The 24,870-nt window shown below is 36.7% G+C and carries 29 protein-coding genes; 17 read left to right on the forward strand and 12 right to left on the reverse strand.

Features of this window, described 5'->3' with window-relative positions; all coding sequences use genetic code 11:
- Together hypE and C4E06_RS23970 are read right to left on the reverse strand one after the other, a co-directional pair.
- On the reverse strand, positions 1–675 hold a 675-nt coding region (hypE, locus tag C4E06_RS23965), incomplete at its 3' end, for a hydrogenase expression/formation protein HypE (RefSeq protein ID WP_107670885.1).
- A 96-nt stretch (positions 676–771) separates the two neighbouring features.
- On the reverse strand, positions 772–1,347 hold the full coding sequence (locus C4E06_RS23970; protein WP_107670886.1) for a Uma2 family endonuclease: 576 nt from the start codon (positions 1,345–1,347) through the stop codon (positions 772–774).
- 514 nt (positions 1,348–1,861) lie between these two features.
- On the opposite strand from C4E06_RS23970, the gene C4E06_RS23975 reads away from it, so the two are divergent.
- Both C4E06_RS23975 and C4E06_RS23980 read left to right on the forward strand, forming a co-directional pair.
- Positions 1,862–2,098 (forward strand): hypothetical protein, encoded by a 237-nt coding sequence (locus C4E06_RS23975; RefSeq protein WP_107670887.1) that lies wholly within the window; start codon positions 1,862–1,864, stop codon positions 2,096–2,098.
- Positions 2,091–2,333, forward strand: a complete 243-nt coding sequence (locus C4E06_RS23980) for a type II toxin-antitoxin system HicA family toxin (RefSeq protein WP_107670888.1) — start codon at positions 2,091–2,093, stop codon at positions 2,331–2,333. Before C4E06_RS23975 ends, C4E06_RS23980 begins: the two co-directional genes overlap by 8 nt.
- Before the next feature lie 109 nt (positions 2,334–2,442).
- Here the strand turns inward: C4E06_RS23980 and C4E06_RS23985 are convergent, their stop codons facing one another.
- Together C4E06_RS23985 and C4E06_RS23990 are read right to left on the reverse strand one after the other, a co-directional pair.
- A complete protein-coding gene (locus tag C4E06_RS23985) occupies positions 2,443–3,156 on the reverse strand; it encodes a DUF4386 domain-containing protein (protein ID WP_107670889.1) in 714 nt (237 codons plus the stop codon).
- Between the two features lie 127 nt (positions 3,157–3,283).
- The gene (locus C4E06_RS23990) at positions 3,284–3,745 is read right to left on the reverse strand and encodes a pentapeptide repeat-containing protein (protein ID WP_107670890.1); all 462 of its coding nucleotides are present in this window, start codon (positions 3,743–3,745) and stop codon (positions 3,284–3,286) included.
- A gap of 671 nt (positions 3,746–4,416) precedes the next feature.
- Here C4E06_RS23990 and psb34 point away from each other — a divergent pair.
- The 4 genes from psb34 (at position 4,417) to C4E06_RS24015 (ending at position 9,265) form a co-directional block, all read left to right on the forward strand.
- Positions 4,417–4,719 carry a photosystem II assembly protein Psb34 gene (gene psb34 / locus C4E06_RS29740; RefSeq protein ID WP_107670891.1) on the forward strand — a complete coding sequence of 101 codons (303 nt, stop codon included), beginning with the start codon at positions 4,417–4,419 and terminating at the stop codon, positions 4,717–4,719.
- A gap of 183 nt (positions 4,720–4,902) precedes the next feature.
- A complete protein-coding gene (locus C4E06_RS24005; protein ID WP_107670892.1) occupies positions 4,903–5,202 on the forward strand; it encodes a hypothetical protein in 300 nt (99 codons plus the stop codon).
- Between the two features lie 210 nt (positions 5,203–5,412).
- Positions 5,413–6,246 (forward strand): fatty acid desaturase, encoded by an 834-nt coding sequence (locus tag C4E06_RS24010; protein WP_107670893.1) that lies wholly within the window; start codon positions 5,413–5,415, stop codon positions 6,244–6,246.
- Position 6,247: 1 nt separating this feature from the next.
- On the forward strand, positions 6,248–9,265 hold the full coding sequence (locus C4E06_RS24015) for an FAD-binding and (Fe-S)-binding domain-containing protein (protein ID WP_107670894.1): 3,018 nt from the start codon (positions 6,248–6,250) through the stop codon (positions 9,263–9,265).
- On the opposite strand, the gene C4E06_RS24020 is transcribed toward C4E06_RS24015, so the two are convergent.
- The gene (locus C4E06_RS24020; protein WP_107670895.1) at positions 9,233–9,889 is read right to left on the reverse strand and encodes a YggS family pyridoxal phosphate-dependent enzyme; all 657 of its coding nucleotides are present in this window, start codon (positions 9,887–9,889) and stop codon (positions 9,233–9,235) included. The two genes, C4E06_RS24015 and C4E06_RS24020, sit on opposite strands and share 33 nt — an antisense overlap.
- Before the next feature lie 5 nt (positions 9,890–9,894).
- On the reverse strand, positions 9,895–10,164 hold the full coding sequence (pipX, locus tag C4E06_RS24025; protein ID WP_107670896.1) for a transcriptional coactivator PipX: 270 nt from the start codon (positions 10,162–10,164) through the stop codon (positions 9,895–9,897).
- A gap of 114 nt (positions 10,165–10,278) precedes the next feature.
- Between pipX and cofG the strand changes: the two genes are divergently transcribed.
- From cofG to C4E06_RS24060, 7 genes are all read left to right on the forward strand, one after another.
- Complete coding sequence (gene cofG / locus C4E06_RS24030; RefSeq protein ID WP_107670897.1) at positions 10,279–11,253, forward strand: 7,8-didemethyl-8-hydroxy-5-deazariboflavin synthase subunit CofG; 975 nt, start codon at positions 10,279–10,281, stop codon at positions 11,251–11,253.
- A 57-nt stretch (positions 11,254–11,310) separates the two neighbouring features.
- Positions 11,311–11,706, forward strand: coding sequence for a DoxX family protein (locus tag C4E06_RS24035; RefSeq protein WP_107670898.1), 396 nt, complete (start codon positions 11,311–11,313; stop codon positions 11,704–11,706).
- A 132-nt stretch (positions 11,707–11,838) separates the two neighbouring features.
- Positions 11,839–12,945, forward strand: a complete 1,107-nt coding sequence (locus C4E06_RS24040) for an alkene reductase (protein WP_107670899.1) — start codon at positions 11,839–11,841, stop codon at positions 12,943–12,945.
- Between the two features lie 152 nt (positions 12,946–13,097).
- On the forward strand, positions 13,098–13,682 hold the full coding sequence (locus tag C4E06_RS24045) for a DUF3611 family protein (RefSeq protein ID WP_107670900.1): 585 nt from the start codon (positions 13,098–13,100) through the stop codon (positions 13,680–13,682).
- A gap of 124 nt (positions 13,683–13,806) precedes the next feature.
- The gene (locus C4E06_RS24050; RefSeq protein WP_107670901.1) at positions 13,807–14,136 is read left to right on the forward strand and encodes a hypothetical protein; all 330 of its coding nucleotides are present in this window, start codon (positions 13,807–13,809) and stop codon (positions 14,134–14,136) included.
- Between the two features lie 43 nt (positions 14,137–14,179).
- Positions 14,180–14,719 (forward strand): GIY-YIG nuclease family protein, encoded by a 540-nt coding sequence (locus C4E06_RS24055; RefSeq protein WP_107670902.1) that lies wholly within the window; start codon positions 14,180–14,182, stop codon positions 14,717–14,719.
- 90 nt (positions 14,720–14,809) lie between these two features.
- Positions 14,810–15,319, forward strand: a complete 510-nt coding sequence (locus C4E06_RS24060) for a Tic20 family protein (RefSeq protein WP_107670903.1) — start codon at positions 14,810–14,812, stop codon at positions 15,317–15,319.
- Here the strand turns inward: C4E06_RS24060 and C4E06_RS24065 are convergent.
- On the reverse strand, positions 15,279–16,106 hold the full coding sequence (locus C4E06_RS24065; protein WP_107670904.1) for a fumarylacetoacetate hydrolase family protein: 828 nt from the start codon (positions 16,104–16,106) through the stop codon (positions 15,279–15,281). The genes C4E06_RS24060 and C4E06_RS24065 overlap by 41 nt on opposite strands.
- 209 nt (positions 16,107–16,315) lie before the next feature.
- On the opposite strand from C4E06_RS24065, the gene rpsF reads away from it, so the two are divergent.
- Positions 16,316–16,672: a 30S ribosomal protein S6 gene (gene rpsF / locus C4E06_RS24070; RefSeq protein ID WP_107670905.1), complete on the forward strand. Its 357-nt coding sequence runs from the start codon at positions 16,316–16,318 to the stop codon at positions 16,670–16,672.
- 91 nt (positions 16,673–16,763) lie between these two features.
- Positions 16,764–17,819 carry a Gfo/Idh/MocA family protein gene (locus C4E06_RS24075; protein ID WP_107670906.1) on the forward strand — a complete coding sequence of 352 codons (1,056 nt, stop codon included), beginning with the start codon at positions 16,764–16,766 and terminating at the stop codon, positions 17,817–17,819.
- Here the strand turns inward: C4E06_RS24075 and C4E06_RS24080 are convergent.
- Complete coding sequence (locus C4E06_RS24080) at positions 17,816–18,700, reverse strand: hypothetical protein (RefSeq protein WP_107670931.1); 885 nt, start codon at positions 18,698–18,700, stop codon at positions 17,816–17,818. The two genes, C4E06_RS24075 and C4E06_RS24080, sit on opposite strands and share 4 nt — an antisense overlap.
- 316 nt (positions 18,701–19,016) lie before the next feature.
- Here C4E06_RS24080 and C4E06_RS24085 point away from each other — a divergent pair, with 316 nt between their 5' ends.
- Positions 19,017–19,964, forward strand: coding sequence for a heme A synthase (locus C4E06_RS24085; RefSeq protein WP_107670907.1), 948 nt, complete (start codon positions 19,017–19,019; stop codon positions 19,962–19,964).
- A 101-nt stretch (positions 19,965–20,065) separates the two neighbouring features.
- Complete coding sequence (locus C4E06_RS24090) at positions 20,066–21,010, forward strand: heme o synthase (RefSeq protein WP_107670908.1); 945 nt, start codon at positions 20,066–20,068, stop codon at positions 21,008–21,010.
- Positions 21,011–21,070: 60 nt separating this feature from the next.
- Here the strand turns inward: C4E06_RS24090 and C4E06_RS24095 are convergent, their stop codons facing one another.
- From C4E06_RS24095 to hpf, 4 genes are all read right to left on the reverse strand, one after another.
- Positions 21,071–21,952, reverse strand: a complete 882-nt coding sequence (locus C4E06_RS24095) for an NAD(P)-dependent oxidoreductase (protein WP_107670909.1) — start codon at positions 21,950–21,952, stop codon at positions 21,071–21,073.
- Entirely contained in the window at positions 21,945–22,649 is a 705-nt protein-coding gene (locus C4E06_RS24100; RefSeq protein WP_107670910.1) for an HAD-IA family hydrolase, read from the reverse strand. Before C4E06_RS24100 ends, C4E06_RS24095 begins: the two co-directional genes overlap by 8 nt.
- Positions 22,650–22,682: 33 nt before the next feature.
- A complete protein-coding gene (locus C4E06_RS24105) occupies positions 22,683–23,873 on the reverse strand; it encodes an NAD(P)/FAD-dependent oxidoreductase (protein ID WP_107670911.1) in 1,191 nt (396 codons plus the stop codon).
- Positions 23,874–24,027: 154 nt separating this feature from the next.
- Entirely contained in the window at positions 24,028–24,603 is a 576-nt protein-coding gene (hpf, locus tag C4E06_RS24110) for a ribosome hibernation-promoting factor, HPF/YfiA family (RefSeq protein ID WP_107670912.1), read from the reverse strand.
- Between the last annotated feature and the right edge of the window lie 267 nt (positions 24,604–24,870).

A 24,870-nucleotide genomic window follows, 5' to 3' on the forward strand; every position in this document is an offset into this window, starting at 1 on the left:
TTCTATGTTTTGATTAAGCATTTCTAAAACAATATTATGAAGGGGAGCGCAGTCACTTTCAATGGTGGTTTCTAACTCTAATCCTTCCCGGACTGCCATAATAGAAATGCCATGACGACCAATATCTCCATTGATTAAAATAGCATCTCCTGGTTGCACAAATTGAGGGGCAATGCTTTGATGGTGTTCGATAATGCCCACCCCGGCCGTGTTAATAAAAATCCCATCTCCTTTACCGCGATCAACCACTTTTGTATCTCCTGTAACAACCTGAATATTAGCTGTATCGGCTGCTTTTTTTAAGGACTGAATCACTCGCCATAAGGTTTCCATGGGGAGTCCTTCTTCTATAATAAATCCTAAACTTAAATAAAGAGGACGGGCGCCACTCATGGCGAGATCGTTGACGGTTCCATTAATGGCTAAACTGCCAATATCTCCCCCAGGAAAAAAGAGGGGATGAATCACATAAGAATCCGTTGTAAAGGCGATTTTAGAGCCAGAAAGGTTAATGACAGCAGCGTCATGGGGAGGAATGTCTTGACTAGATTTAAAGGTGGAAAAAACCATTTTTTCCAGTAACTGCTGCATCAGTTTTCCCCCACCTCCGTGAGCAAGTAAAACTTGCGGATATTTATCTAAGGGAATAGGACACGATATATTAAAATCATTCATTTTAAATGATCAATCTCTAATTTATACGTATATGAATTATAGAAATTGATTACGGTAGTCATATCTATAAAAAACCTTAAAATTTTGACAGGTCTTTTACCACACGATGGCTAACTCTAAAATAAACTCAGGTAAGATATCTTCACCTGATAAAAATGTTGGCTCATTTAACACTTCTTTAGATTTTCCTTGACGATAAATCTCAACTTGACGTGATTTTCTGTCAATTAACCACTCTAATTTAACACCGTTAGTTTGATATTCTTCCATCTTATCCTGTGTACTTTTTAAACTATCACTAGGCGACATTAATTCTAAAACAAAATCAGGGGCGATCGGTGGGAATTTTTCTCGTTGTTCCGGGGTTAATTGATTCCATCTTTCTAATTTTATCCAAGATACATTAGGCGATCGTTCTGCACCATTAGGAAATTTAAAACAAGTATTAGAATCAAAGACTTTCCCTAATTTTGTTTGACGATTCCATAAAACAAATTCAGCATTAATCTCTGAATTACGGTTTCCTGTTTCTCCTCCTGTGGGTGGCATAATAATTAATTCTCCCTTAGCATTCCGTTCAAAATTTATCTCAGGATTTTTACAACACAATTGATAAAATTGCTCATCGGTCATTTTGCCAAGGGGTTCTAAATTTAGGATATAAGTAATCATCTTTTTTAGAAGTTTAGAGGAAACCAAAGAAAATAATTGATTGCTTACCGAATTAACCTAATCATAACTAATCTGGAGATGATGAGCAATATAAATTTTTAAGTATCGTAATGTAATTTCTCTTTGGAATTTTTCTATTTTAGAAACTCTAAAATGGAATAGGGTCATCTGGATTAAAAATATTACGATAAAATATTACTTCACAATCTTCATTTATAATTTGTTTAGCTTGAAAAGATTCTGAAAGGGAAAATAATTCTGTTTGTTGATACATAAACTTAATTTGATTTTTTATCAAAGATTGTATGTTTTGGGATTAAATTGGACTTCTTATATCATACTAAATTATATTATTGTAAGCAGAATAAGTTAAAATACTTAAAAATCTAAGAATTAATATTTATTATAAATCTATGTTTTCGCTTATCCGATCTTGTAGATAAAAATAGAAATGAATTATATTTTATATGTTAATATAGAAAGGCTTAAGTTTGATGTAATGTATGCTTCAAAAATGATGTTATTAAAACCTAAAATTACTGCCAAAATTCGCCAAGGAAATGAAAGCGGTTATGTAGCCGAGTGTATAGAAATAGCCATTGTAACTCAAGGGAATACGTTAGATGAAGTGGTTAATCATCTTAAAGAAGCCGTATCCTTACATTTAGAAGGAGAAGATCCTAAAGAATTCGGTTTAGTCGAAAAGCCTATTTTGTCAATTGTTTACGAATTAGAACCTGAGTATGCCTAGATTAAAGCGATTATCAGTTTCAGAAGTTCTCAAAATATTAGCTAAATTCGACTTCACAATTTATAGTCAAAAAGGAAGTCATATTAAACTTCGCCGTGTGACATCAAGAGGAAAAGAAACCCTAACTATTCCTAATCATAAACAACTTGATACAGGAACTTGTTATAGTATTTTTAAACAAGCTAGTAAATATATTTCTGAAGCTGAACTTTACCCATATTTTTACGATAGTTAATGACTATTTAATTAAATCTTTCTTGAGTTATTTTTAACTAAAATAGTAATTGAAAAATGATAAAGACTTTCCAAGCTAAATTAAATCTTAGGTAAAGCAATTTTTTAGTTTAATTCTCATTTATCTGTAGCTTTATCCCTTTAAATAATAACCACAAACAAAGGGAACACTCAGCAATTACTGCTGAGATAATCACTAACCAAGACGTGATATCTGTATAATTAGGTAAGAGAAAATTAGCACAACTATCCATTAAATAACCAAAAGATGCAAAAATTAAGCCGAAGCCTAAAAGTTTAGGAAAATAATCCGACTTTATCATCAAATAACCCAGTAGAAAACAATGAATTCCAAAAAAGACTAAGGCGATGAGATAGCCATAATTATGAATAGTGAGAAAGACCAAACATAAAGTATATAATTGATTCGTTTCAAATGATTTTAGGTAACTAGAATTACTTAAAAGTATTAAAGGGACAAAAAAATTAAGTAAATTTATTCCTAGGATAGCATCTTGGATTAATCTAAAAGTTGCTGTCAGTAAAGCTATATTTTTATTAACTGATTTGAGTAAGATATAAAAAATGATAGCAACTATTACATCACAAATAATCATAATTAAATCGCTAATAAAACCTAAACGAAATAGGAATATAGAATCCATAATATTTTTAGCCGTTGTCACTGCATCTTCTGGAATAATAAGACGAGAACGAACATAGATCTCGCTAAACAAACCACAAACGATAATAATTAAATATAAAACACCTGCAACTCTTGCATAAAGCAATGGAGAGGGTTTAATTTTATCATTTATAATCATATTAATTTCACAGAATAATAATTCTAAAAGTTAGATTAAGGCTTGTGGGTAATACGAGCAACCTGAAATTAGACCAAGTTTAACCTAACTAGTAGAATATTACAGTGGATTGGAAAAATACGAGAGATTAGTTGAGAAAAGCCCCACTTAATTTGGCTCCTATTAAGTTAGTTTGTTTTAAATTTACTCCTGTTAAATCAGCCCCTCTAAGATCAGCACCCATCAAATTTGCTCCTTCTAACTGAGTATTGGTTAAGTTAGCTCCTCCTAAATTTGCTCCACTGAGATCGGCTTCTCTTAAATCAGCCCCACTTAAGTTAGCCCCACTTAAATCAATATCGATCATTTCTGCACCGATGAGACAAGCTTGAATCATATTGGCATGAGTTAGATTAGATTGATTCAATTTAGCTTGGTTTAAATGAGCATCTGTTAAGGCAACCCCTTTTAAATCTGCTAAGATCAACTCTGCCCCTTCTAAGTGGACTCCAACCAAATTAGCATCACACAGACAAACGTGAACTAAAGTGACTCGACTAAAATCTCGTTCTCCGGCTGCATATCTTTTCAACATTTCTTGAGCGTTCATGTTAATTTCCTCGTTGTTTATTGATGTTTTTTTATGTGTTGTAAGCGGGCATTTCTTGATGGCAGTGACTACAATACCAGTAGAGACCTCGCCAATCTATATGGCGTAACAAAATATAAGAACAGCAAGGACAAATATGCTGATGGCTCATAGATTGGTCATATCTAGTGGTGTTTCTATGATGATCACAACAAGAAAAATAATGAAAGTTTTGAGAAGATTTTTTAAAAAGCGTTAGCATTATTTACCCGATTGGGATGAGAATGTTCTCTTTCTTAGCAAGAAAACACAGACTTCTCTCTCACAGGACGTAGAGTTTTATATCTATAGAGAAAAAAGTCTATTTCGTTCGACACATACCCGAAAACTATTCTCAAGTAACTACACCTTAACGTAGTATTTTAAATCCTTACAACAAAGACACAAAACTTTATACTTTATTGGACAAAGTTACCCTTTTATCAAAAAAAATAACTCCTTATAATAAAATTTTAGACAAAAAGCCAGAATGCAAAAATACTGATAATTGAAGCAAATCTAATTATTTTCGAGAGAAAAATATTTAAAATTGAGAGAAAAATAGGGAGAATTTTTTAAAGAGAGAAAAAAAGACTTAGGTAATTTTAGTTAAAATGTGTTAGAATTAGATTTTAGCAAGAGGTTACAAAAGTATGCCCAATAATAGTATAGAAAGCAGGGCAGTAGCACGTCCTCCTAGTGATGGCAGTGAGTTAATTCCTGCTGAAGTTTCACAAGAAGTTATCGATAGTGGAAATAAAAAATCTGCTGGTTCCTCTCCTAAAGATGGCTACACCAGAGATGATGAAGGAATCATCAATAACTATGCCATTGAACCCGATGAGTACCAAGCGGATTATCCTGCACCTTATCAACAAAGACGTTATCTTTTTCAAGGAGCGATCGCAGTTGTTTTCATTGGTTGTATAGTCTGGGTTGCTTTTATTGTCAGCTAAGTTGATCTCTCCCTAGTAGGCTTTAAGTCGATTTAGAGGTCCTAGGGTTATTACCCTGAGCGTGCCATATTCGCTCAGTGGCTGGACTCATGATTCAGATAAGATTTTAGAGTTTGAAATGTCTAAAATTTACACAAATCTTTCTTTAACAGTCTGAAACAATAACTATCAAAGGAGGCAATGATGTCTTCAAATGCGAACGAGGGAATACTTTTTACCATCATTTGTGAAGCCTTTTTACAAGATCGTCTCATACACCTCTTACAAACCATTGGCGTTTCTGGTTACACCCTTATTCCAGCCCAAGGTGCCGGTAGTCATGGTAGGCGCATGGGTGATATTGCTGGATACAATACTAACATTGAAGTCAAAACGATTGTGACTCCAGAGAAATCTGATCAATTATTAGAGGCGCTCGATCACTTTGAGATAAGTCACGCTTTGATTGCATTTCGGCAAAAAGTAGACGGTTTGTTTGATTAATAGAAGTCAATTAACAAAAAACGGAGAATTATTATGTCAGAAGAAAGAAAAGGCAATAGAGAATCTAAAAAGCCTAAACAAAAAGCTAAGGGATATAAAAAGCCTAAAAAAGATCCCAAACGACATGATGCAGTAGATTAAGAAAGGGTCGATGAAACCGCTTGAGAACACATCAAGCGGTTATCGTCTCTAGAAAAATATAGGATTTATATGACGAATACGATTAAAATATCCCCTGACAAGGGGAAACCGTTAACATTGAACTGGATAGCTGTCGCCTTTTTTAGTGCAGTTCATCTAGTTGCACTTTCAGCCCCGTGGTTCTTTTCGTGGTCAGCTTTAGGCGTAGCTATTTTTCTCCATTGGTTGATCGGCAGTATTGGCATTTGTTTAGGGTATCATCGCTTATTAACTCACCGCAGCTTTGAAGTCCCAAAACCCCTAGAATATATCATTGCAATCATTGGTGCTTTAGCATTGCAAGGTAGCCCTATATTTTGGGTTGCAGGACACCGAATGCACCATGCTTGTACTGAAGATATGGACAAAGATCCTTACTCTGCCAAACGGGGTTTTTGGTGGAGTCATATGCTGTGGTTATTTTATGATCGTCCAGAATTTTTCAACTACGATCAGTATAAAAAATATGCTCATGATCTCGATAAACAGCCCTTTTATCGTTGGTTAGATCGCTATTTCTTATTATTACAGTTACCTCTGGGACTTTTACTTTACCTTCTCGGTGGTTGGTCATTTGTTATTTATGGTTTGTTTGTCAGAACGGTTTTACTGTGGCATAGTACCTGGTTTATTAACTCTGTCTCTCATCTCAGAGGCTATCGTAGTTATCAGAGTGAGGATAATTCCCGTAACTTATGGTGGGCAGCTATCTTAACTTATGGAGAAGGTTGGCACAATAATCATCATGCTTACCCTAATATCGCTAAGGCCGGATTGAAATGGTGGGAAGTTGATGTAACTTGGTGGGCTATTAAAATTTTGAGTAAACTGAATTTAGCTCAGAAGATTAGACTACCGGTTTAAAATGATTCCTAGAGTTTTACCCGAAACAACCATTAATCAAACTATTGCTAATTTTTTAACTTGTTTAAAAGAAACGACTTTTTCAGGAGATATTAAAGGGGATATCGCTAACCGTTTAATTGCTTCAACTGATAACAGTATTTATCAAATATTACCCCAAGGGGTTGTTTTTCCCCGTACCACCGAAGATATCAGGGAAATTTTTAAATTAGCTAACAAAACTGAATTTAAAGCCGTTACTTTTTCTCCTAGAGGGGGAGGAACTGGTACCAATGGACAATCACTTTCTCCTAGTATTATTATAGACTGTTCTAAATACATGAATCAAGTTTTAGAACTGAATATTAAAGAGCAATGGGTTAGGGTTCAACCGGGTATTATTTTAGACCAATTAAACCAAATTTTAGCCGAATATAATTTATTTTTTGCCCCTTCTCTCGCTCCTAGTAATCGTGCTACTATCGGGGGGATGATTAATACGGATGCTGCGGGTAAAGGTTCTCGTATTTATGGGAAAACCAGTGATCATATTTTAGAATTGAGTTGGGTTTTATCTGATGGAAGTTTAGGAATTTCTTCTAAAGTCAATATAGATAATTTAAAACATTTAAAACAACAAAATACAAGATTAGGAGAAATTTATCAACTTGTTGATAAAATTGTTTCTGAAAAAGCAGAATTAATTGATAATATCTTTCCTAAATTAACTCGATTTATGACGGGTTATAACTTAGCTAAAGTTTATGACGAGACAAGACATTATTTCGATCTTAATCGAATTTTAGCAGGTTCAGAAGGAACACTAGGAATCATTACCGAGGCAAAACTAAAGTTAACGAAAATACCTAAAGCAACGCAACTACTAGCTATTCATTATCATAACTTTGATGCTGCTTTAAAAGATGCTGGTAACTTACTTGATTATAATCCTGCGGCCATTGAAACAGTTGACGAAACCATTTTAAAATTAGCTAAGAATGATAGCATTTATCAGGAAGTAAAAGACTTTATCGGTGATGCTCAAGCTATTAATTTAGTTGAGTTTATTGGAGAAACTGATCAGGCAATCGAACAGCAATTAAGTCCTTTAATGAATCAATTAAAATCTTATCAAAAAACAGGAATTATCGGCTTTTATCATACTAAGAAATCAGAAGAAATCAAACAACTATGGTTATTAAGAAAAAAAGGAGCCGCCTTATTAGGAAGTATGCCAGGCGATCGCAAACCCATTGCTTTTATCGAAGATACCGCCGTTTCTCCTGATAATTTAGCCAGTTATACCCGTGAATTTCAAGCTTTATTAGACAGTTATAATCTTAATTATGCCATGTTTGGTCATGTCGATGTAGGCTGTCTTCATGTTCGTCCGGCCTTAGATATGAAACTTCCTGACGATGAAAAGTTAATTAGAGAAATATCGGATAAAGTTGTTAATTTAGTTCGGAAATATGGTGGGGTTATATGGGGAGAACACGGTAAAGGTTTTCGTAGTGAATATACCCCTTTATTCTTCGGAGAAGACCTTTATCAAGACTTAAGAAAAATCAAAGAAGTGTTTGATCCTAATAATAAGTTAAATCCAGGAAAAATTGTTACACCCTATCATAGTTCCGATGAAATTGTTAAACTAGAATCAATGTTAAGGGGACAGTTTGATCGCCAGGTATCTCAACAGTTTAGAAACGAATATGAAGCGGCTTTTAATTGTAATGGAAATGGGGCTTGTTTTAACTTTAATCCTGATGAAATTATTTGTCCTTCTGCTAAACAAACTCGCGATCGCATTCACTCCCCAAAAGGGAGAGCAATGTTATTAAGAGAATGGTTAAGATTACTATCAAAATCAGACTTTAAAGACAGTTTCAGTGACAATTTATCCCTTCCTAAAAAACTGTGGTACACCCTAGAAAAATGGCAAGGAAAAGAGGATTTTTCCCATGAGGTTTATGAAGCAATGCAAGGCTGTCTTGCTTGTAAAGGATGTGTCAGTCAATGTCCCATTCACGTTGATATTCCTGACTTAAAATCTCAATTTTTAGAACGTTATCATAGTCGTTATTTACGTTCTTTTAGGGATTATTTAATGGCGAATATAGAACAATTAGTTTATTATCAATCTTTTGCCCCTCATTTATTTAACAGTCTTGCACAAAACCCTTTGAGTAAATTATTAGTTAGTAAAGGATTAAATTTAGTTGATATTCCTCTTCTTAGTTACCCAACTGTGCGAGATAAATTGCCCATAACGTTAAACATAGAAACCTTAGAAAATTTATCAGTAGAAGAACAAAAAAATAGCGTTATTTTGCTACAAGATGCCTTTACCAGTTTCTACGAATCACAGTTAGTTATCGATAGTTATGATTGTTTAAATAAATTAGGTTATACTGTTTATGTGTTACCCTTTTTCATTAATGGAAAAACCTTACATTTAAAAGGATTTATTGACAATTTTAAAACAGTAATTACTCAAAATATTAAAAATTTAAAAACAGTTTTAGAGTTAGATATTCCTATTATTGGAATTGAACCCAGTATGGCCTTAACTTATCGAGATGAATATAAAAAAATTGCTTCTAATAAAAACATTTTTAATAAAGTTCAACTGATCCAAGAATTTTTAGTAAAACAAGATAAAAAGTTACCCAAAATTCAATCAAACCATCCCTATTATTTATTAGCACATTGCCATGAAAAATCCCTAGCTTTTAACTCAGAAAAGCAATGGCAAACAGTTTTTAAAAACATGGGAATTAGTTTAAATATCCTGTCTGTCGGTTGTTGTGGAATGGCTGGAATGTATGGCCACGAAAAAGAACATTATGAAAATTCTCAAGGCATTTATCAAAGTAGTTGGCAACAACATTTGCCTAAAAATATTGACGAACAACTTTATTATTTAGTCACGGGATATTCCTGTCGTTCTCAAGTTAAAAGGTTTTCAGGATGGAACCCACAACACCCCATTCAAGCTATAAACAAACTAATCTCTTTCTCCAAAAATGATGGTTCCTAAACGTATCATGGTTGCGCCTTTTTCTACTGCTAATAAATAATCATTTGACATTCCCATGGATAATTCTTTTAATTGTAGGGAGGACTTTTCTGTTATTTTACTAGCGAGTTCTTTGGTCTTTTCAAAAGTATCTAAACATTCATTTTTAGATAATCCTAAAGGTAAAATAGTCATTAACCCATCAATTTTTATATGTTTTAGGGATTCTAATTCAGATAAATCTTGCCAAAGTTCTTCTACTCTCCAACCATACTTATTAGGATCAGGTAAAATTTTAACTTGTAGACAAACATGAGGAGAAATGGAGGTTTTCGCTGCTAATTTATCTAAATATTCCGCTAATTTAAGACTATCAACGGAATGAATCCAATGAAAATTATCTAATACTTTCTTAGCTTTATTAGTTTGAATATGACCGATAAAATGCCAACAAATATCTTGATAATCTTGTAATTGTTCTTGTTTTTCTAATGCCTCTTGAACTCGACTTTCTGCAAAATCACGAATTCCATAATTATAGGCTTCTTTGATAGCAACCACTGACTTTTTTTTAGTAACAGCAACTAAACGAACATCAGAAGGAATTTGACTCAGAATTTTGTCAATATTTTCAGTAATTGTCATGTTATTTAAGGAAAAGTTTGTTTATACATCTTTTGAAAGTCTTTGTACTCTTCAGTCAGTCCGAGACGATGAAGATTACGCAAACGTTTTTCTACTAATAATCTAGCATCTGAACGGCTAATGGGTTCCAAAACTGTATTATTCGGTATCATCTTCACTAAAAAAAATAACCGTTGAGCGTATAATGTAGTAAATAACTCTTGATTGTCATCAAGGATACAGACACGATAAAGAAGTCCGAAAACAGGATGATTAAAATAAGTCTCGTTTGTCATTCTTGATCTTTTAAAAGTTCCTTTAATAATAACTCTCTAAACCCTATAAGTCTAGGTGCATTATCGTCAAGTGTTGAGAAAAATTACTATTAATTCAAGTATCATAAAAAAAAGATGACAAAGCAAATTACCTATAGTCCAGCTTATACCCTAGTCCCGACCTATGAATGTTTTAATCGTTGTACCTATTGTAATTTTCGGGTCGACCCTTATCAAGATGATTGGTTAACTTTGGAAAAAAGTCAAACTATTTTGCAAAAACTGCAAAATGAATGGGTTTGCGAAATTTTAATTTTAAGTGGTGAAGTTCATCCCCAGTCCCCTAGAAGAAAAGCTTGGTTTCAAAACATTTATAATCTTTGTAAATTAGCCTTATCGATGGGTTTTTTACCCCATACTAACGTAGGCATTTTAAGTTTTGCTGAAATGGAAACCCTGAAAACCGTTAATCCGTCTATGGGTTTAATGCTTGAACAAATTACCCCAAACCTTCTCAAAACCGTCCATCATTCTGCACCGAGTAAATTACCTTCATTAAGGTTACAACAATTAGAATGGGCAGGGCAATTAAAAATTCCTTTTACCACTGGTATTCTCTTAGGAATTGGAGAGACAGAAGCGGAATCTTGGCAAACCTTAGAAGCGATCGCTAGGATTCACCAACAATGGAACCATATTCAAGAAGTTATTTTACAACCTCATTGTATAGGGAGCAAGCAACAGTTAGATGGTTCTACCTTCCCCATTGATCAATTACCGAAAATAGTAGCTAAAGCGAGAGATATTTTACCCGATTCTATTACCCTACAAATTCCCCCTAATTTAATCACAGATCCTCAATGTTTGTTAGACTGTTTAGAAGCAGGGGCGAGAGATTTAGGGGGAATCAGCCCGAAAGATGAGGTAAACCCAGACTATCCCCATTTTTCCCACCAAGGGTTAGTTGAGTTATTAGGGTCTCAAGGATGGCAATTAGTTCCTCGTCTTCCTGTCTATCCCCGTTACTATGATTGGTTATCCTCATCCCTACAAAATGCCATAACTTGCTGGGAAAATTCTCCTCAATTTCATCCTTTGTTGTCAATTTAATTGGTACTTGCTAGAATCTGACTAAAATATAAAATAAAATAAATAGGTGTTTGCTTCATGTTAAATCAAGTGACTTTTCAAAGTTATGTTTCTCTGTTAGGTCGATTATTTTTGTCAGCAATTTTTATCAAATCTGGTGTTAGTAAACTATTATCTCCTGCACAAACTCAAGCTTATATGGCCTCAAAAGGAATTCCCTTAACTGAAGTCTTACTATGGGCAACTATTTTAGTTTTAATTGTTGGCGGTATATCGGTTTTATTGGGATATAAATCTAAAATAGGTGCTGGTTTGTTAATTGGATTTTTAATTCCTGCTACTTTAATTTTTCATGGAACATTTCCAGAAGAAGAAATCGCTTTTTTCAAGAATTTAGGCTTAATGGGAGGATTATTAATGGTGCTTGCATTTGGGTCAGGTAAATTTAGTTTAGAACACTATCTAAAATCGTAATTCATCTATTTTATAGGGGCAATTTCTTAATTGTCCCTTAACTATATCAAACTTATCTATTTTAATGACCCCCTAACAATTGACAGATTTTAGTTAAAATTCAGAGTAGTAACTAACTAATTTGAAAAAATAATGACCAATTTAAACACATTATTCACTCCTTGTCAACTCGGTAAGATTACGTTAGAAAATCGAGTGGTTATGGCACCTTTAACCCGTTCGAGGGCCGGAGAAGAAAGAATGCCTAATGACCTCATGAAAGAGTATTATAGACAAAGAAAATCAGCCGGATTAATTATTAGTGAAGCGACGGTTATCTCCCGACAAGCTTGTGGTTGGTTGCATAGTCCCGGTATTTATTCAGACGAACAAATGGAAGCTTGGAAACCCATCACCCAAGCACTTCATGAAACAGAAACTCCTATTTTTTTACAACTTTGGCACTGTGGAAGAGCATCCCATAGTAGCTTTCAAGAAAACAATCAATTACCGGTTTCTGCATCAGCCGTTAAACTAAACGAAGACTATATTCATACTCCTATCGGTAAGCAACCCTACGAAACCCCTCGTCCCTTAGAAACCGAAGAAATACCCCGTATTGTCGAAGATTATCGCTTAGCTGCTGAAAGGGCAAAAAACGCTGGTTTTGATGGGGTTGAAATTCATTCAGCCAATGGTTATTTAATCGACCAATTTTTACAATCAAAAACCAATCATCGCACCGATAAATATGGTGGAAGTATTGAAAATCGCTATCGTTTTTTAAAAGAAATTGTTGAAGCAGTTTTAACCGTTTTTCCTGCTAATCAAATCGGGGTAAAATTATCCCCTAATGGAAATTTTAATGATATGGGTTCCCCTGAATATCGAGAATTATTTACCTATGTAGCTAAACAATTAAATCATTATAATTTAGCTTATCTTCATATAGTAGATGGGTTAGAATTTGGATTTCATAACCTAGGAGAACCCATGACCTTAACCGAGTTTCGTCAGGTATTTGATGGGGTATTAATGGGAAATTGTGGTTATACGAAAAAAAGTGCAGAAGCAGTCATAAAAGCTGGAAATGCTGATTTAATTGCCTTTGGACGACCCTTTATTAGTAACCCTGATTTAGTAGAAAGATTCGCCAATAACTGGCCTTTAAATCCCCCTGCGGATATGAAAGATTGGTATTCTTTCGACCCAGAAGGTTATATTGATTTTCCGACTTATCAAGAGATGAAGAATGGTTAATTAAAGTCTTTTTGATACTGAGCAATGAGCTAACATAGATACTTTTTAGAGACAACTCATGGGTTGTCTCTAGATTTGTTAACTTAGGTTTATCTCTAAGGATTAAATACGCTAAAATTAAAGCGGCTAAATTTAGACGATGAAGCTTTTTAATGTTTAATTTTTTATCACCTTCAAGCAATCCCCAACACCTAGCACGCTCTTTTCTCTGGTTAGGTAGAATCGGTCTCATTTTGCAAATGATACTAGGATTTATTCCCTTGTTAGTAGTCGTTGCTTATGTTTTATCTCAATCAGCACCAAGAGCAACAGGAGGCTTTTCCTTTGGATTATGGCTGGCTATTGCTTCTTTAATTATACTAATATTTAGTATTTATTGGTGTTTTCGTTATACTCAAATCGCCAAAAAATTGAGAAAAGTAGAAACAAGACCCTCTAAATCTCAGGTCATTCGGAATTTACAATTAGGATTATTAGCTAATATTGTAATTTTAATTATTACAGTTATTATTGCCCTAGTTAGGGTCGGAGAGTTAACCTTTAAATTGTTAACTATACCCCAAGGTGCCACAGTAATTGCTCCTAATCAAATTAGCCCAACCTTAGCCACTCGAGGAGCCTTAATTACCCCATCCAATATGATTGCAATTCAAGCAATGCTTAATGTCATTGCCGCGGGTTTAATCGGGGTTATTATTGCTTTATTATTGATCTATCAAGTGGGAAAACAACCCTAATAAGTAACATTGAAAAAATCATAATGTTAAGTCTCATTACAAAAATAGCTTTAGGGCTTGCAAAAGGTTAAGGGGATTCAGGTAAGATACTGTAAGTAAACTTAATGGCTAAATTTTAATTATAATGGGTCTCAAAATAATTGAAAACTTTGATGCTAACTTTACCCTCGCCCCAGAAGCTAAAGAAACCCTATTTAATTTATTAAATCATCAAGACTTTCTTAAACAAATTTCTCAACAACTATCAAATAGGGAAATATCTATCCAATTTACTGAATTAATATTTCAACCCGTTCCTTACAGTAGCCAAACCCCCAAAGGAATGCCCATAGAATTTGAGAAATATCACCATTCTGATGAACATATTATTATTAATGTTCCCCCTAATTTTATGTTCAAAGCCAAAATCTTTAAACCGAGTCGTCTTTGTGCTATTTACCACCTCATTAAATAATATGGCTCGTCCTTAACTTCATTCTTTTCTTGAAAATTACCTTATGATTACTAACACTCACCTACCTAGTTTAAACAGTTTAGATTATCTACCCTACTTAGACGAAAATGGGATAATTGCCGAAAACTTACACAAAAAAATTGGAGTTTATGCCATTTTTGACAAAAATAAACAATTAAAATTTATTGGTTATTCCCGTGATATTTATGCCAGTTTGAAACAGCATTTGGTAAGGCAACCGAAACAATGTTATTGGCTCAAAGTTGAAATTATTGAACGTCCTAGTCGCACTATTTTAGAAGAAATAAAAAATAATTGGACAGAAGAAAATGGAGATTTATCTATCAATGAGGAAAGTTATCAAAACTTATGGACACAACCTATTGATGCTAAAGTTTACATGACAGGAGAAGACAAAGAAACTTATCAAAATAGTGATGAATTAGGACAAATTAAACTACTCAAAAAAGTATCAAGACGAGTTCAAGCAGACATTGAAGAAACCTTAAAGCAACGAGGAAATCAAACAGAAATTCGCTTTAACCCTAAACTAAAAGAACAAGGATTATTAGATTTAAAATAAAATTGATCACGGGTCACTGATAACTGATCACTAAAGAAATGTTGTACATTAAAAAGTGAAGTTACTTTAATCATCAAGGAGCAACCCGTAATGACTTGGCGTGGTTCAGTCAGTATTCCCGATCGCATTTTTGGCACGTTAGTTTATTGCTTTGCCATTTTTGACACAATGTTTTTTGGCAGTTTTCTGTTACAACAGTTTCCCGTGTTCAACTTTCTGTTAATTCCAGCCTTACCCGTGGGACTCACCTATAGTTTATTAGGGACACTCCTTGGACCATTAGGGCGTTTTGGTAGTTTTCTCGTCTTTATTCTTCTGTTTGCCTTAGTGGTCCGCAACGATCGCATTAGCCATTTTATCCGTTATAACGCCATGCAATCCATTCTCATTGGCATTTTATTGGCCTTAGCCGGCATTGTCATGCAGTATGTTTTAATTCCGGCCTTGGGACGCAGTGGCCTTCTAATTGAAACCCTCTATAATGTGCTATTTTTAGGGGGTCTAGGCGCCTCTTACTTCTCCATTATTCAATCAGCCTTAGGACGCTACGCAGAAATTCCTACGATTTCTGAGGCCGCTTATGCTCAGGTTCGCTGGTAGAAACCTGAGAAGGTGGCGCACTGATGACAGGGTTTTCAATACTACCAATCCCCTCAATTTCGACCCGAACGCGATCGCCCACATTGAGGGGTCCCACACCTTCTGGGGTTCCTGTGAGGATAACATCCCCTGGAAACAAAGTCATAATTTGAGAAATATAAGAAACGATGGCTTGAGGAGAGAAAACCATATCCTGAACCAAAGCAGACTGTCGGGGTTCAGTCTCATTATTAACAAAGGTTTGAATGGCTGCGGCCGTACTTAATTCGCGGATTACCCAAGGACCAAGGGGACAAAAAGTATCAAATCCCTTTGCCCGAACCCATTGATTATCCTTTCTCTGAAAATCGCGGGCAGTAATATCATTAGCAATGGTATAACCCCAAATTTTACTACGGGCTTCTTGCTCAGAACAATTTTTAGTCACTTCAGCGATCACTAAAGCCAATTCTCCCTCATAATCAACCTGTTGAGACTGGGGGGGATAATAAATCGGTTGACCTTCTCCGATCAGGGTTGAAGGGGGTTTAAGAAACAATAACGGTTCTGTGGGAACCGTATTACCCAACTCCTCGGCGTGGGCCTTATAGTTTCTGCCCACGGCAATAATTTTAGAGGGAAAACAAGGGGCTAAAAATTCATAACTATCAGCCTTTAAGACAACGCCACTGGGTTGTCCCCCATCCCAAGGAGCAGCGTCAAACACAGCCACACTGCGATTTAGATTAAGTGAGCCATAATGGATGTTTTCTTGAGTTGTTTTTACTCGAACGTAGCGTTGCGGCATAAACTTGAGCAGTCAGTTAGGTTAGAAATAGACTAATCAGCTATTCAATATGGTAGCTATTAGTCATAGAGTCGTAGTATGATTTTAAGGTAATCTGTCTCAAAAAGGAGACATTTTTTCATTTGATTAGTTTCGAGTGATCCTTGCTTCTTGATCTCAAGACCATGAGCTAATCACGAAGCCAACTTGTCCATAAGGAGTTTAAACCCATGAGTCAACATTACGAAATGATTTTTATCTTGCGTCCTGACCTATCAGAAGAGCAAGTTAATCAAGCAGTGAGCAAATATCAGGACTTTTTAACTGAAAATAACGCCACAGACCTACAAACGAAAATTTGGGGCAAACGTCGTCTTGCCTATCCTATTCAAAAAAAGGTCGATGGCATTTATGTGCAGTTTAATTATCAAGCAGATGGAAGCCAAATTGCACCCCTAGAACGGATGATGCGGTTAGGAGAAGATGTGATGCGCTATCTGACCATCAAATTAGATAACGTCTCCTCAGAAACCCCCGAAGACGAAGAAGAAGCCGCCTCTGAAGAACCGGTTGCCTCTGAAGCTTAAAGAGTGAGCAGTGATCAGTGAGCAGTGACCACTTACTGATCTTCTTTTTCGGTAAACTACAAGGGAGTTACCAAACAAAGGATAAAAATCGGTGAAAACTCGATTAGCTATTTTAGGGGTGGGACGTTGGGGAACCCACCTAGTCCGCAATTTTTTAGCCCATCCTCAAGCAGAAGTGGTGGCGATCGCTGATCCGGTTGCTGATAATTTAACGAGAATTCAAGAAAAGTTTTCCCTAGATCCCCAATCTATTTTATTAACCTCGGATTGGTCAACCATTAAACAACAAGTAGACTTAGAGGCCATCGTCGTCGTCACCCCGGCCTCAACCCATTATCCTCTGATTAAAGAGGCGTTATCATCGGGATATCATGTCTTAGCCGAAAAACCATTAACCCTTGATCCGGGGGAATGTTTAGAATTAACTCGTTTAGCCACAGCGCAAAAACGACAATTGATGATCGATCATACCTATTTATTCCATGCGGCTGTCAATCAGGGTAAATCGACGGTAGAAGCAGGAAGTTTAGGAAAATTACGTTATGGTTATGCCAGTCGCACCCATTTAGGGCCAGTCCGTCAAGATGTGGACGCGCTCTGGGATTTAGCCATTCACGATCTTAGTATTTTTAACCACTGGTTAGGGGAATATCCGAACCAAGTACAAGCACAAGGAACCATTTGGTTACAAAGCGATCGCCGCACTCCTTTATCCCCAGACGGGTTAGGGGACATGGTTTGGGTAAGGTTGTCTTATCCGAGTGGATTTCAAGCCACCATTCATCTATGCTGGTGTAATCCTGATAAACAGCGTCGCCTCTGTGTGGTGGGCAGTGAAGGGACGTTAATTTTTGATGAAATGTCTCAGAATGAACCCCTCGTTTTACAACAGGGTTATCTACAACCTCAAGGGGAAAAATGGATTCCCCAAGGACAAAATAAACAGGTGATTGCGGTGGCCAAAGCAGAACCCCTCAAAGTAGTCTGCGATCGCTTTTTAGATAGTATTCGCACGAATCAGCCTTGTGAGATATCTTCGGGAATAGTGGCCACTAAATTAGTGCAAATTTTAACCGCTTTAAGTCATTCCCTCGAACAAAAGGGCGCGACCATTTCGATTCCCCCTTTAGACCCCGTCTCTCGTTAACTTTCATTGTCAGGCATAGGTCTCCGTTTCGTTTCCGGTAAGCTAGGATAAGGGCGGTAGGGCATGGGAATATACTGTACAGAAGGTCTTCCCCCGGACGGTTGGGGATACAATTCCATCAAGTGGTAAATCTCTTTGGGCAATCCCACGGTGATAGGTAAACCAATCTGACTGGCCTGCTCAACAGAAATCGGACAATCATGGGTAATTTTTCCTGTGGTCAACAGATCAATAATCCCTTCAATCTTCTCAGGAGCGATTTTAGGCTCTGGAATATCGTCTTTAAGGAGCGTCCTGACAAAGGTTTGCACTTGGTTGATGGCTTTTAAGGCCAAATCTCCCATAATTAACGTCTGATCATCGATTTTATCGATAGGTTTACGTTGTATAACGTTTAAAATACTGGCGGCTGCCATATTACCCAATTGGGGATCAACCGGACCTAAGACGGCGTTAGCATCCATAATAATTTCATCCGCTGCCAAAGCCAACATAGTCCCCCCACTCATGGCATAGTGAGGAACAAAAACAGTGACTTTAGAAGGATGACGAATTAAGGCTCTGGCGATTTGTTCTGTCGCTAAGACTAATCCCCCAGGGGTGTGTAAAATGAGGTCAATGGGTGTATCGGCGGGGGTGAGACGGATGGCTCGCAATACTTGTTCTGAATCTTCGATGGAAATATAACGAGATAGGGGAATTCCCAGTAAACTGAGGGATTCTTGACGATGAATCAATAAAATGACTCGACTTTTACGATTCTTTTCAAATTCTCTAATGGCTTCTATCCTTCGCCCTTCGATGCGACGGCGTTGGATCACAGGTTGTAAAGAGGAAATCACCAGGAAGATCCAAAAAAAATCGAAAAAATTAAAATTCATACTATGATTAAGGGTTAAATTCTTATGAGTAAAGTCTAACCCCAATCTTATTGTGGATCATCCCTCTTTTTTCAGATTTGCTTTTACTAACAATAATACATTAAAACTTAATTAAATTTATCCTTTGAATTGTTAACTTAAGTAAACTCATTATTAACTGAATCAAAAGATTAGGAAAAGTTCCTAAAAATCCATGCACAAATCAGAAACCCTTGAGTAGAATCTGACTAGCTCTGCTTTTAAAGAGACAAAATTTTGTAGCAAAGTCAACACTTTGTTAACAACAAAATGTGTTAAATAAAGTAATTAGGATGCTATGACAGAATCTGTTCTCACAGGACAAATAAATACTTCAGGCGATCGCCCGAAAGTCCAAAAATGGATGAGATTTTTAGTCTGGAAAATCGCCATCGCCACCCTACTACTAATGGCTGTCGGCAGTGCCACACGGGTGATGAATGCCGGGTTAGCTTGTCCCGACTGGCCCCTATGTTATGGCCAGTTAGTCCCCACCCAACAAATGAACCTACAAGTCTTCTTAGAATGGTTCCATCGCTTGGATGCTTCTTTAATTGGTTTGAGTACCCTGGCGTTAGTGGGACTGTCTTGGTGGTTTCGCAAAGAACTCCCCAAATGGCTACCCTGGGCTTGTTTAGGGGCATTAGGTCTAATTGTCTTCCAAGGAATTTTAGGGGGTTTAACGGTCACTCAAATGTTGCGGTTTGATATTGTGACCGCCCATTTAGGAACGGCTCTACTCTTTTTTGCCACCTTAGTGATCATTGCCCTGTGTTTAACCCCCTATCAAGGCACCACCACCGCCGGTAAACTGCGCTGGGCTAGCCTGATTGCTGCTATTTTAGTTTATATCCAATGCTTATTAGGGGCTTTAGTGGGGTCCCGTTGGGCCTTGCATCAATGTTTTGGGGGTTCCCAACTCTGCGCGGTGATGAATAGTCATATCATTGGGGTGGTTCCTGCTACCCTAGCCACGTTAACCGTTGTGGTTATGGCCTGGCGCACTCCGGCCCTTCATCCTACCTTGAGAACACTGGCTTGGGTAGCCGGGGGTGTGGTACTATTACAAGTCCTCTTAGGGGTAGCCACCTTTTACCTACATTTACAGGTAGAACCCTTAACAGTGACTCATCATACTGTCGGGGCTGCTTTATTTGCCACATTAGTGGCTTTGACAACCCTAGGAATGCGAGATGCAAACGGCTACGTAGACGGCAAGCGGCAAGCGGCAAAAGGCAACAGTTAATCATCTCCATAGGTTGCTTAACGAATAGCCTTTGTGTGTTGCTGTCTTTTTTTGTGCTTAGCACAACAACTTATTAACTTAATAGAATTTGGTGTGAATTAATGATTGGGACTGATGTTGTCCGTCGTAACGAGAACTTTTTACAAGTGGTTAGAAGTTATTATCAACTAACCAAACCGAGGATTATTCCTCTCTTATTAATTACCACGGCCGCTTCGATGTGGATTGCCTCTGAGGGTCAAGTCGACTCCTTTAAACTGTTAATTACCTTATTAGGAGGAACCCTCGCGGCCGCTTCAGCGCAAGTGATGAACTGTATCTACGATCGCGACATTGATTATGAAATGTTGCGCACCCGGGCCCGCCCCATTCCTTCGGGCCGAGTACAGTCTAGTCACGCCCTCATTTTTGCCCTGGTATTGGCAGTCATTTCTTTTAGCCTCTTTCTCATTTATATCAACCTTCTCAGTGGCTTATTGGCCATGTCTGGTATTGCCTTCTATATGTTGGTGTATACCCACTTTCTCAAACGGAATACCCCTCAAAATATTGTTATTGGTGGGGCCGCTGGTTCCATTCCTCCTCTGGTGGGTTGGGCCGCTGTCACTGGGGATCTCAGTTGGGCCCCCTGGATTTTATTTGCCATTATTTTCCTCTGGACTCCCCCCCATTTTTGGGCGTTAGCTTTGATGATTAAAGATGATTATGCCCAGGTGAATGTGCCAATGATGCCGGTCATCGAAGGAGAAGAGTCAACGGTCCGTCAAATTTGGTGGTACACCCTCTTAGTGATTCCCTGCACTTTCTTATTAGTCTATCCGGTGGGGGCTTCCGGTTGGCTATATGGGGTAATGGCCTTATGCTTAGGGGCGATGTTTATCAAGAAAAGCTGGTTACTTAAACAAAACCCCTTAGATAAAGAGATGGCAAAATCCTTGTTTAAGTTTTCTATCCTCTATTTGATGTTGTTATGCACCGCTATGGTAGTGGATAGTTTACCCTTTACCCATCAATTGTTTACAGCGATGATCAATTTCGTTAGTTAATCGGGCAATGATGGTGATAGGAAGCAGGAAGAGAACTTAATCTCTTGGCTTCCTATATTATTAAAGTTGATCTTTTAATTGTTTTAATTCTTCTCTTAAAGATAAGGGTTGATAACCGAGTTTAAATGCTTTGGAACTATCTAAAGCAGTATCAGGCGATCGCGGGGCAGACATAGGCACATCTTGTTGTAAACAAGGGGTAATTAACTCAGGAGAAAAGGCAAAAATTTCTGCCATTAAATGCCCAAATTTATAACGGGAAATTCGTTCTTTTCCCCCTAAATGTAGGATTTCTCCCTCTGCTTTTTCTAAAGCTAATAATAGCCCTTTGGCAGCGGTTAACCCACTGACAGGGGTGCGATATTCATCGGTAAATAAACTTAACTCTTTTCCTTGTCTAAAGGTATCTAAAAAGAATTGAATAAAGCTGGCCCCATGGGGGGAAGGAAGACCAAACATTAACGGCATTCGACAGATAACTATTTTAGGATAAATAGCTAACATTTTTTCTTCGGCTTTTACTTTTTGTTCTCCATAATAACTAATAGGAGAAACAGGATCAGTTTCTTTGTAGGGAGACTTTGAACCATTAAAAACTAAATCCGTTGACGTAAAAACACAAGGAATATTGAGATTAGCGCATAATTGAGCAATATTCACTGAAGCCGTTACATTAATTTTATAGGCATCTTCTGGATTATTTTGACAATAGTTCGGTTTCGATGCTGCGGCTAAATGAATCACTGCATCGGGCTTTATTTCATTAAATACTGTTTGTAATTCCTTAATATTTGTAACATCAACCTTGACATATTTAACCTTATCTATATTAGTTTTATTACGATAATAAGTCCCATAAACCTGCCAATTTGCCTTAGTATATTGACAAACATTATAACCCAGAAAACCACTAGCCCCTGTAATTAAAAGTTTTTTAGTCATTAATCAATCTTTCCATAGAATCAATAATCGTATAGTTTGATCGATCAAATTTTTCCTTTCTTTCCAATAAAAAAGCGTTAATACCAACAGCTTTTGCCCCTTGATAATCTTCTTTTTTACTATCTCCAATATGCCAAGCTTCTTCAGGTTGACATTGATGTTTTTCTAAGGCTTCAACAAAAATTTTAGGATCGGGTTTAGCCCTTCCTGTTGTGGAAGAAATGGTAATGGTTTGAAAGAAATTAGTTAAGGCAAACATATCCAATACCTCATAAATTCTACTATCAAAATTTGAGATAATTCCCAATGGTATTCCCTGTTTTTGCCAATAGTCTAAAGCGGGAAAAACATCTGTATAAAGAAACCAAGGATGAGGGGTGGCAAAATAATCATAAACTTGCCGAAAAAAGCCATCAAAATCATGAAATTGATCCATGACTTCTACTGCTGTATAAGTATCATAAGCCACCTGATACCACCACTGATATTCTAAGTCTGGCACCGCCATGATATCTACCCCCGAAAAAGCTAAGGGGGGGGCTTTTTTAAACTGTTGATAAAATGCAGTGTCTAACGTCTGAGGATCACATTGTATTCCCACCTGTGAGGCAAGATAACCATACACTTCCCCTACCGATCCCTTAACACCAAATAATGTGCCAACGGCATCAAAAAAAATGACTTTAGGTTGTTTCATAAAGCTCTAATATTTTATGCTCTTTAGTAATAGTTATGAAAAGAAATCAGTTAAAGGTTTAGTGATCCAATTAATACCCACATTGAGTTGATGTTTTAACGTAGGTAATCGATATAAATAAATTAATCGTCTAGCCATATAACCCAACGGACCATCTAAATTAATTCCTAACCCTGATAACGTAGCATTATCAACCCCTAACGCCATCATTTCTCCTAAAGGTTGGTAAGCAAAAGGTAATAGAGGACGATAGGTAATGGAAGCCCAAAGATTCCAAGCACAATAATCAGATTGTTGGAACGCTGTTTGCGCCGTTGCAGGAATTAAGTTTTTGGATTCATCGTAACAAGCAGCTAAATCACCAAGGGCAAAAATATTAGGGTGATCGACTACTTGTAAATGAGGATTTATTTTTAACAGTCCTTTCGAGGTTTTGGGTAGGGGTAAATGATTAACCATATCAATCACTTGGGTTCCCACAGTCCACAAAACTAAATCCACAGGAATGGTGTCAATTTTTCCTTTATAAGCTAAAGAAATACTATCAGAAGTAACTTGAGTAACTTCGGTTTCTAGATCGATAAATACCCGTCGAGATTCTAGGGCATTTTCAGCCACTTCTTGATTAAATTCAGGGGATGTACTCAGTATTTTTTCTCCTCTTTCGATGAGTCTGATCCGTCCGATATCTCCTAAGCGATCAGCCAATTTACAAGCTAATTCAACCCCACTATAGCCACCACCAACAATGGCAATACGGATTTTTTCGGCTTCTTTTTCTTCTAATAAACGTAATCTTTCTTTAATTCGATAAGCATCTTCTAAAGTCCGAAATGGGATGGCATAATCTTTCACCCCACTAAAATTATCTAAAGGGGTTTTCCCTCCCATAGCTAACACTAAGCGATCGTAATGTAAGCTATTGTGATTATCTAATTGGAGTTGTTGGTTTTCAATATCAATATCCGTGACACACCCTTGATGAAAACGGATGGCCGTACCGGCTAAAATTTCTTCATAAGGTGGGGCAATCTCCCACGTTTGCATCTCCTCAGTAATTAATTCATAGAGAAGGGGAGTAAATAAAAAGCGATCGCTTTTATCAATTAAGATAATTTCAGGGGTTTGCTCTTCTTCCCACCGAAACTGGGTTAGACGTAAAGCGGTATAGAGTCCCCCAAACCCTCCCCCGACAATGCAAATGCGTAATGGTTGTTCACTCATAAGTTGGGTTAATGATGCGGTTCATAATATATCTTAACATTTTAAATAATTAATTAATAAAAAAAGGGAATAAAATAATTTATTCCCCTAAAATATTGACTTTAAATCCTCTTAAAGACTTTGTTAGTCCTTAAGCATTTGTCTGGTGATTATTTTAGCTTTCACGGGGTTGTATGACACCAAAACCACCATGATTTCTCATATAGATCACATTGATTTCATTGGTGTCTTCATTGCGAAACATATAGAAGTCGTGATCCACTAATTCGAGTTGATGTTTGGCTTCTTCTATTGACATCGCAGGCATGGCAAAATATTTCATGCGAATCACTTCGGGGGGTAATTCTGCCTCGCGATCGCCAATTAAATCTTCTTTCACTTCTGTCTCGGGAAGCACTTCGGGACTCTTCACAGAGGATTGAGGTTTATGGTTATTAATTTTCTCTTTATATTTACGAAGCTGACGGGCAATTTTATCAGAAACCAAGTCAATACTTGCATAGAGATTTTCACTCCCTTCTTGGGCGCGAATCACTGTCCCATTGGCATAAACTGTGACTTCTGCTTTATGCTTATCGGTAATACGGGCATTCTTGGCCACAGATAAGTGAACATCAACTTTTGTGGTAAAAGTTTGATAATGTTTCACGGCTTTTTCTAATTTCTGTGTGACGTAATCATTGATCGATTCGGTTACATCAATATTATTGCCTTGAATTAATAGCTTCATACTCATTACTCCATTTTTTGTTTCATTGTTGTAGAATTAAAAGAGAAAAATTGGGCTTTTTCTTATCTTTATTGATGAGATAGAGGCAACCCTATCATTGGATTAATTCAATAACAATGGAGTGGGATATCTTTGTTTGTTCATACAATTCCTTGACCTCTTTTTAATTATCTTAAGCAGGGTTCCTTTATTCCTTAATTTCCCCTAGATTAAGATAGTTTAATGATAGAAGGGCGAGAGTTTAATACTAGCTTTAATATTTTCTCT

Source organism: Cyanothece sp. BG0011, from assembly GCF_003013815.1.
Classification (GTDB): Bacteria; Cyanobacteriota; Cyanobacteriia; order Cyanobacteriales; family Microcystaceae; genus Crocosphaera.

Coding starts and splice junctions, on each gene's coding strand:
- C4E06_RS23970 (WP_107670886.1), bottom strand. CDS start 1,347: ATGATTACTTATATCCTAAATTTAGAACCCCTTGGCAAAATGACCGAT.
- C4E06_RS23975 (WP_107670887.1), top strand. CDS start 1,862: ATGATGTTATTAAAACCTAAAATTACTGCCAAAATTCGCCAAGGAAAT.
- C4E06_RS23980 (WP_107670888.1), top strand. CDS start 2,091: ATGCCTAGATTAAAGCGATTATCAGTTTCAGAAGTTCTCAAAATATTA.
- C4E06_RS23985 (WP_107670889.1), bottom strand. CDS start 3,156: ATGATTATAAATGATAAAATTAAACCCTCTCCATTGCTTTATGCAAGA.
- C4E06_RS23990 (WP_107670890.1), bottom strand. CDS start 3,745: ATGAACGCTCAAGAAATGTTGAAAAGATATGCAGCCGGAGAACGAGAT.
- psb34 (WP_107670891.1), top strand. CDS start 4,417: ATGCCCAATAATAGTATAGAAAGCAGGGCAGTAGCACGTCCTCCTAGT.
- C4E06_RS24005 (WP_107670892.1), top strand. CDS start 4,903: ATGTCTTCAAATGCGAACGAGGGAATACTTTTTACCATCATTTGTGAA.
- C4E06_RS24010 (WP_107670893.1), top strand. CDS start 5,413: ATGACGAATACGATTAAAATATCCCCTGACAAGGGGAAACCGTTAACA.
- C4E06_RS24015 (WP_107670894.1), top strand. CDS start 6,248: ATGATTCCTAGAGTTTTACCCGAAACAACCATTAATCAAACTATTGCT.
- C4E06_RS24020 (WP_107670895.1), bottom strand. CDS start 9,889: ATGACAATTACTGAAAATATTGACAAAATTCTGAGTCAAATTCCTTCT.
- pipX (WP_107670896.1), bottom strand. CDS start 10,164: ATGACAAACGAGACTTATTTTAATCATCCTGTTTTCGGACTTCTTTAT.
- cofG (WP_107670897.1), top strand. CDS start 10,279: ATGACAAAGCAAATTACCTATAGTCCAGCTTATACCCTAGTCCCGACC.
- C4E06_RS24035 (WP_107670898.1), top strand. CDS start 11,311: ATGTTAAATCAAGTGACTTTTCAAAGTTATGTTTCTCTGTTAGGTCGA.
- C4E06_RS24040 (WP_107670899.1), top strand. CDS start 11,839: ATGACCAATTTAAACACATTATTCACTCCTTGTCAACTCGGTAAGATT.
- C4E06_RS24045 (WP_107670900.1), top strand. CDS start 13,098: ATGTTTAATTTTTTATCACCTTCAAGCAATCCCCAACACCTAGCACGC.
- C4E06_RS24050 (WP_107670901.1), top strand. CDS start 13,807: ATGGGTCTCAAAATAATTGAAAACTTTGATGCTAACTTTACCCTCGCC.
- C4E06_RS24055 (WP_107670902.1), top strand. CDS start 14,180: ATGATTACTAACACTCACCTACCTAGTTTAAACAGTTTAGATTATCTA.
- C4E06_RS24060 (WP_107670903.1), top strand. CDS start 14,810: ATGACTTGGCGTGGTTCAGTCAGTATTCCCGATCGCATTTTTGGCACG.
- C4E06_RS24065 (WP_107670904.1), bottom strand. CDS start 16,106: ATGCCGCAACGCTACGTTCGAGTAAAAACAACTCAAGAAAACATCCAT.
- rpsF (WP_107670905.1), top strand. CDS start 16,316: ATGAGTCAACATTACGAAATGATTTTTATCTTGCGTCCTGACCTATCA.
- C4E06_RS24080 (WP_107670931.1), bottom strand. CDS start 18,700: ATGAATTTTAATTTTTTCGATTTTTTTTGGATCTTCCTGGTGATTTCC.
- C4E06_RS24085 (WP_107670907.1), top strand. CDS start 19,017: ATGACAGAATCTGTTCTCACAGGACAAATAAATACTTCAGGCGATCGC.
- C4E06_RS24090 (WP_107670908.1), top strand. CDS start 20,066: ATGATTGGGACTGATGTTGTCCGTCGTAACGAGAACTTTTTACAAGTG.
- C4E06_RS24095 (WP_107670909.1), bottom strand. CDS start 21,952: ATGACTAAAAAACTTTTAATTACAGGGGCTAGTGGTTTTCTGGGTTAT.
- C4E06_RS24100 (WP_107670910.1), bottom strand. CDS start 22,649: ATGAAACAACCTAAAGTCATTTTTTTTGATGCCGTTGGCACATTATTT.
- C4E06_RS24105 (WP_107670911.1), bottom strand. CDS start 23,873: ATGAGTGAACAACCATTACGCATTTGCATTGTCGGGGGAGGGTTTGGG.
- hpf (WP_107670912.1), bottom strand. CDS start 24,603: ATGAAGCTATTAATTCAAGGCAATAATATTGATGTAACCGAATCGATC.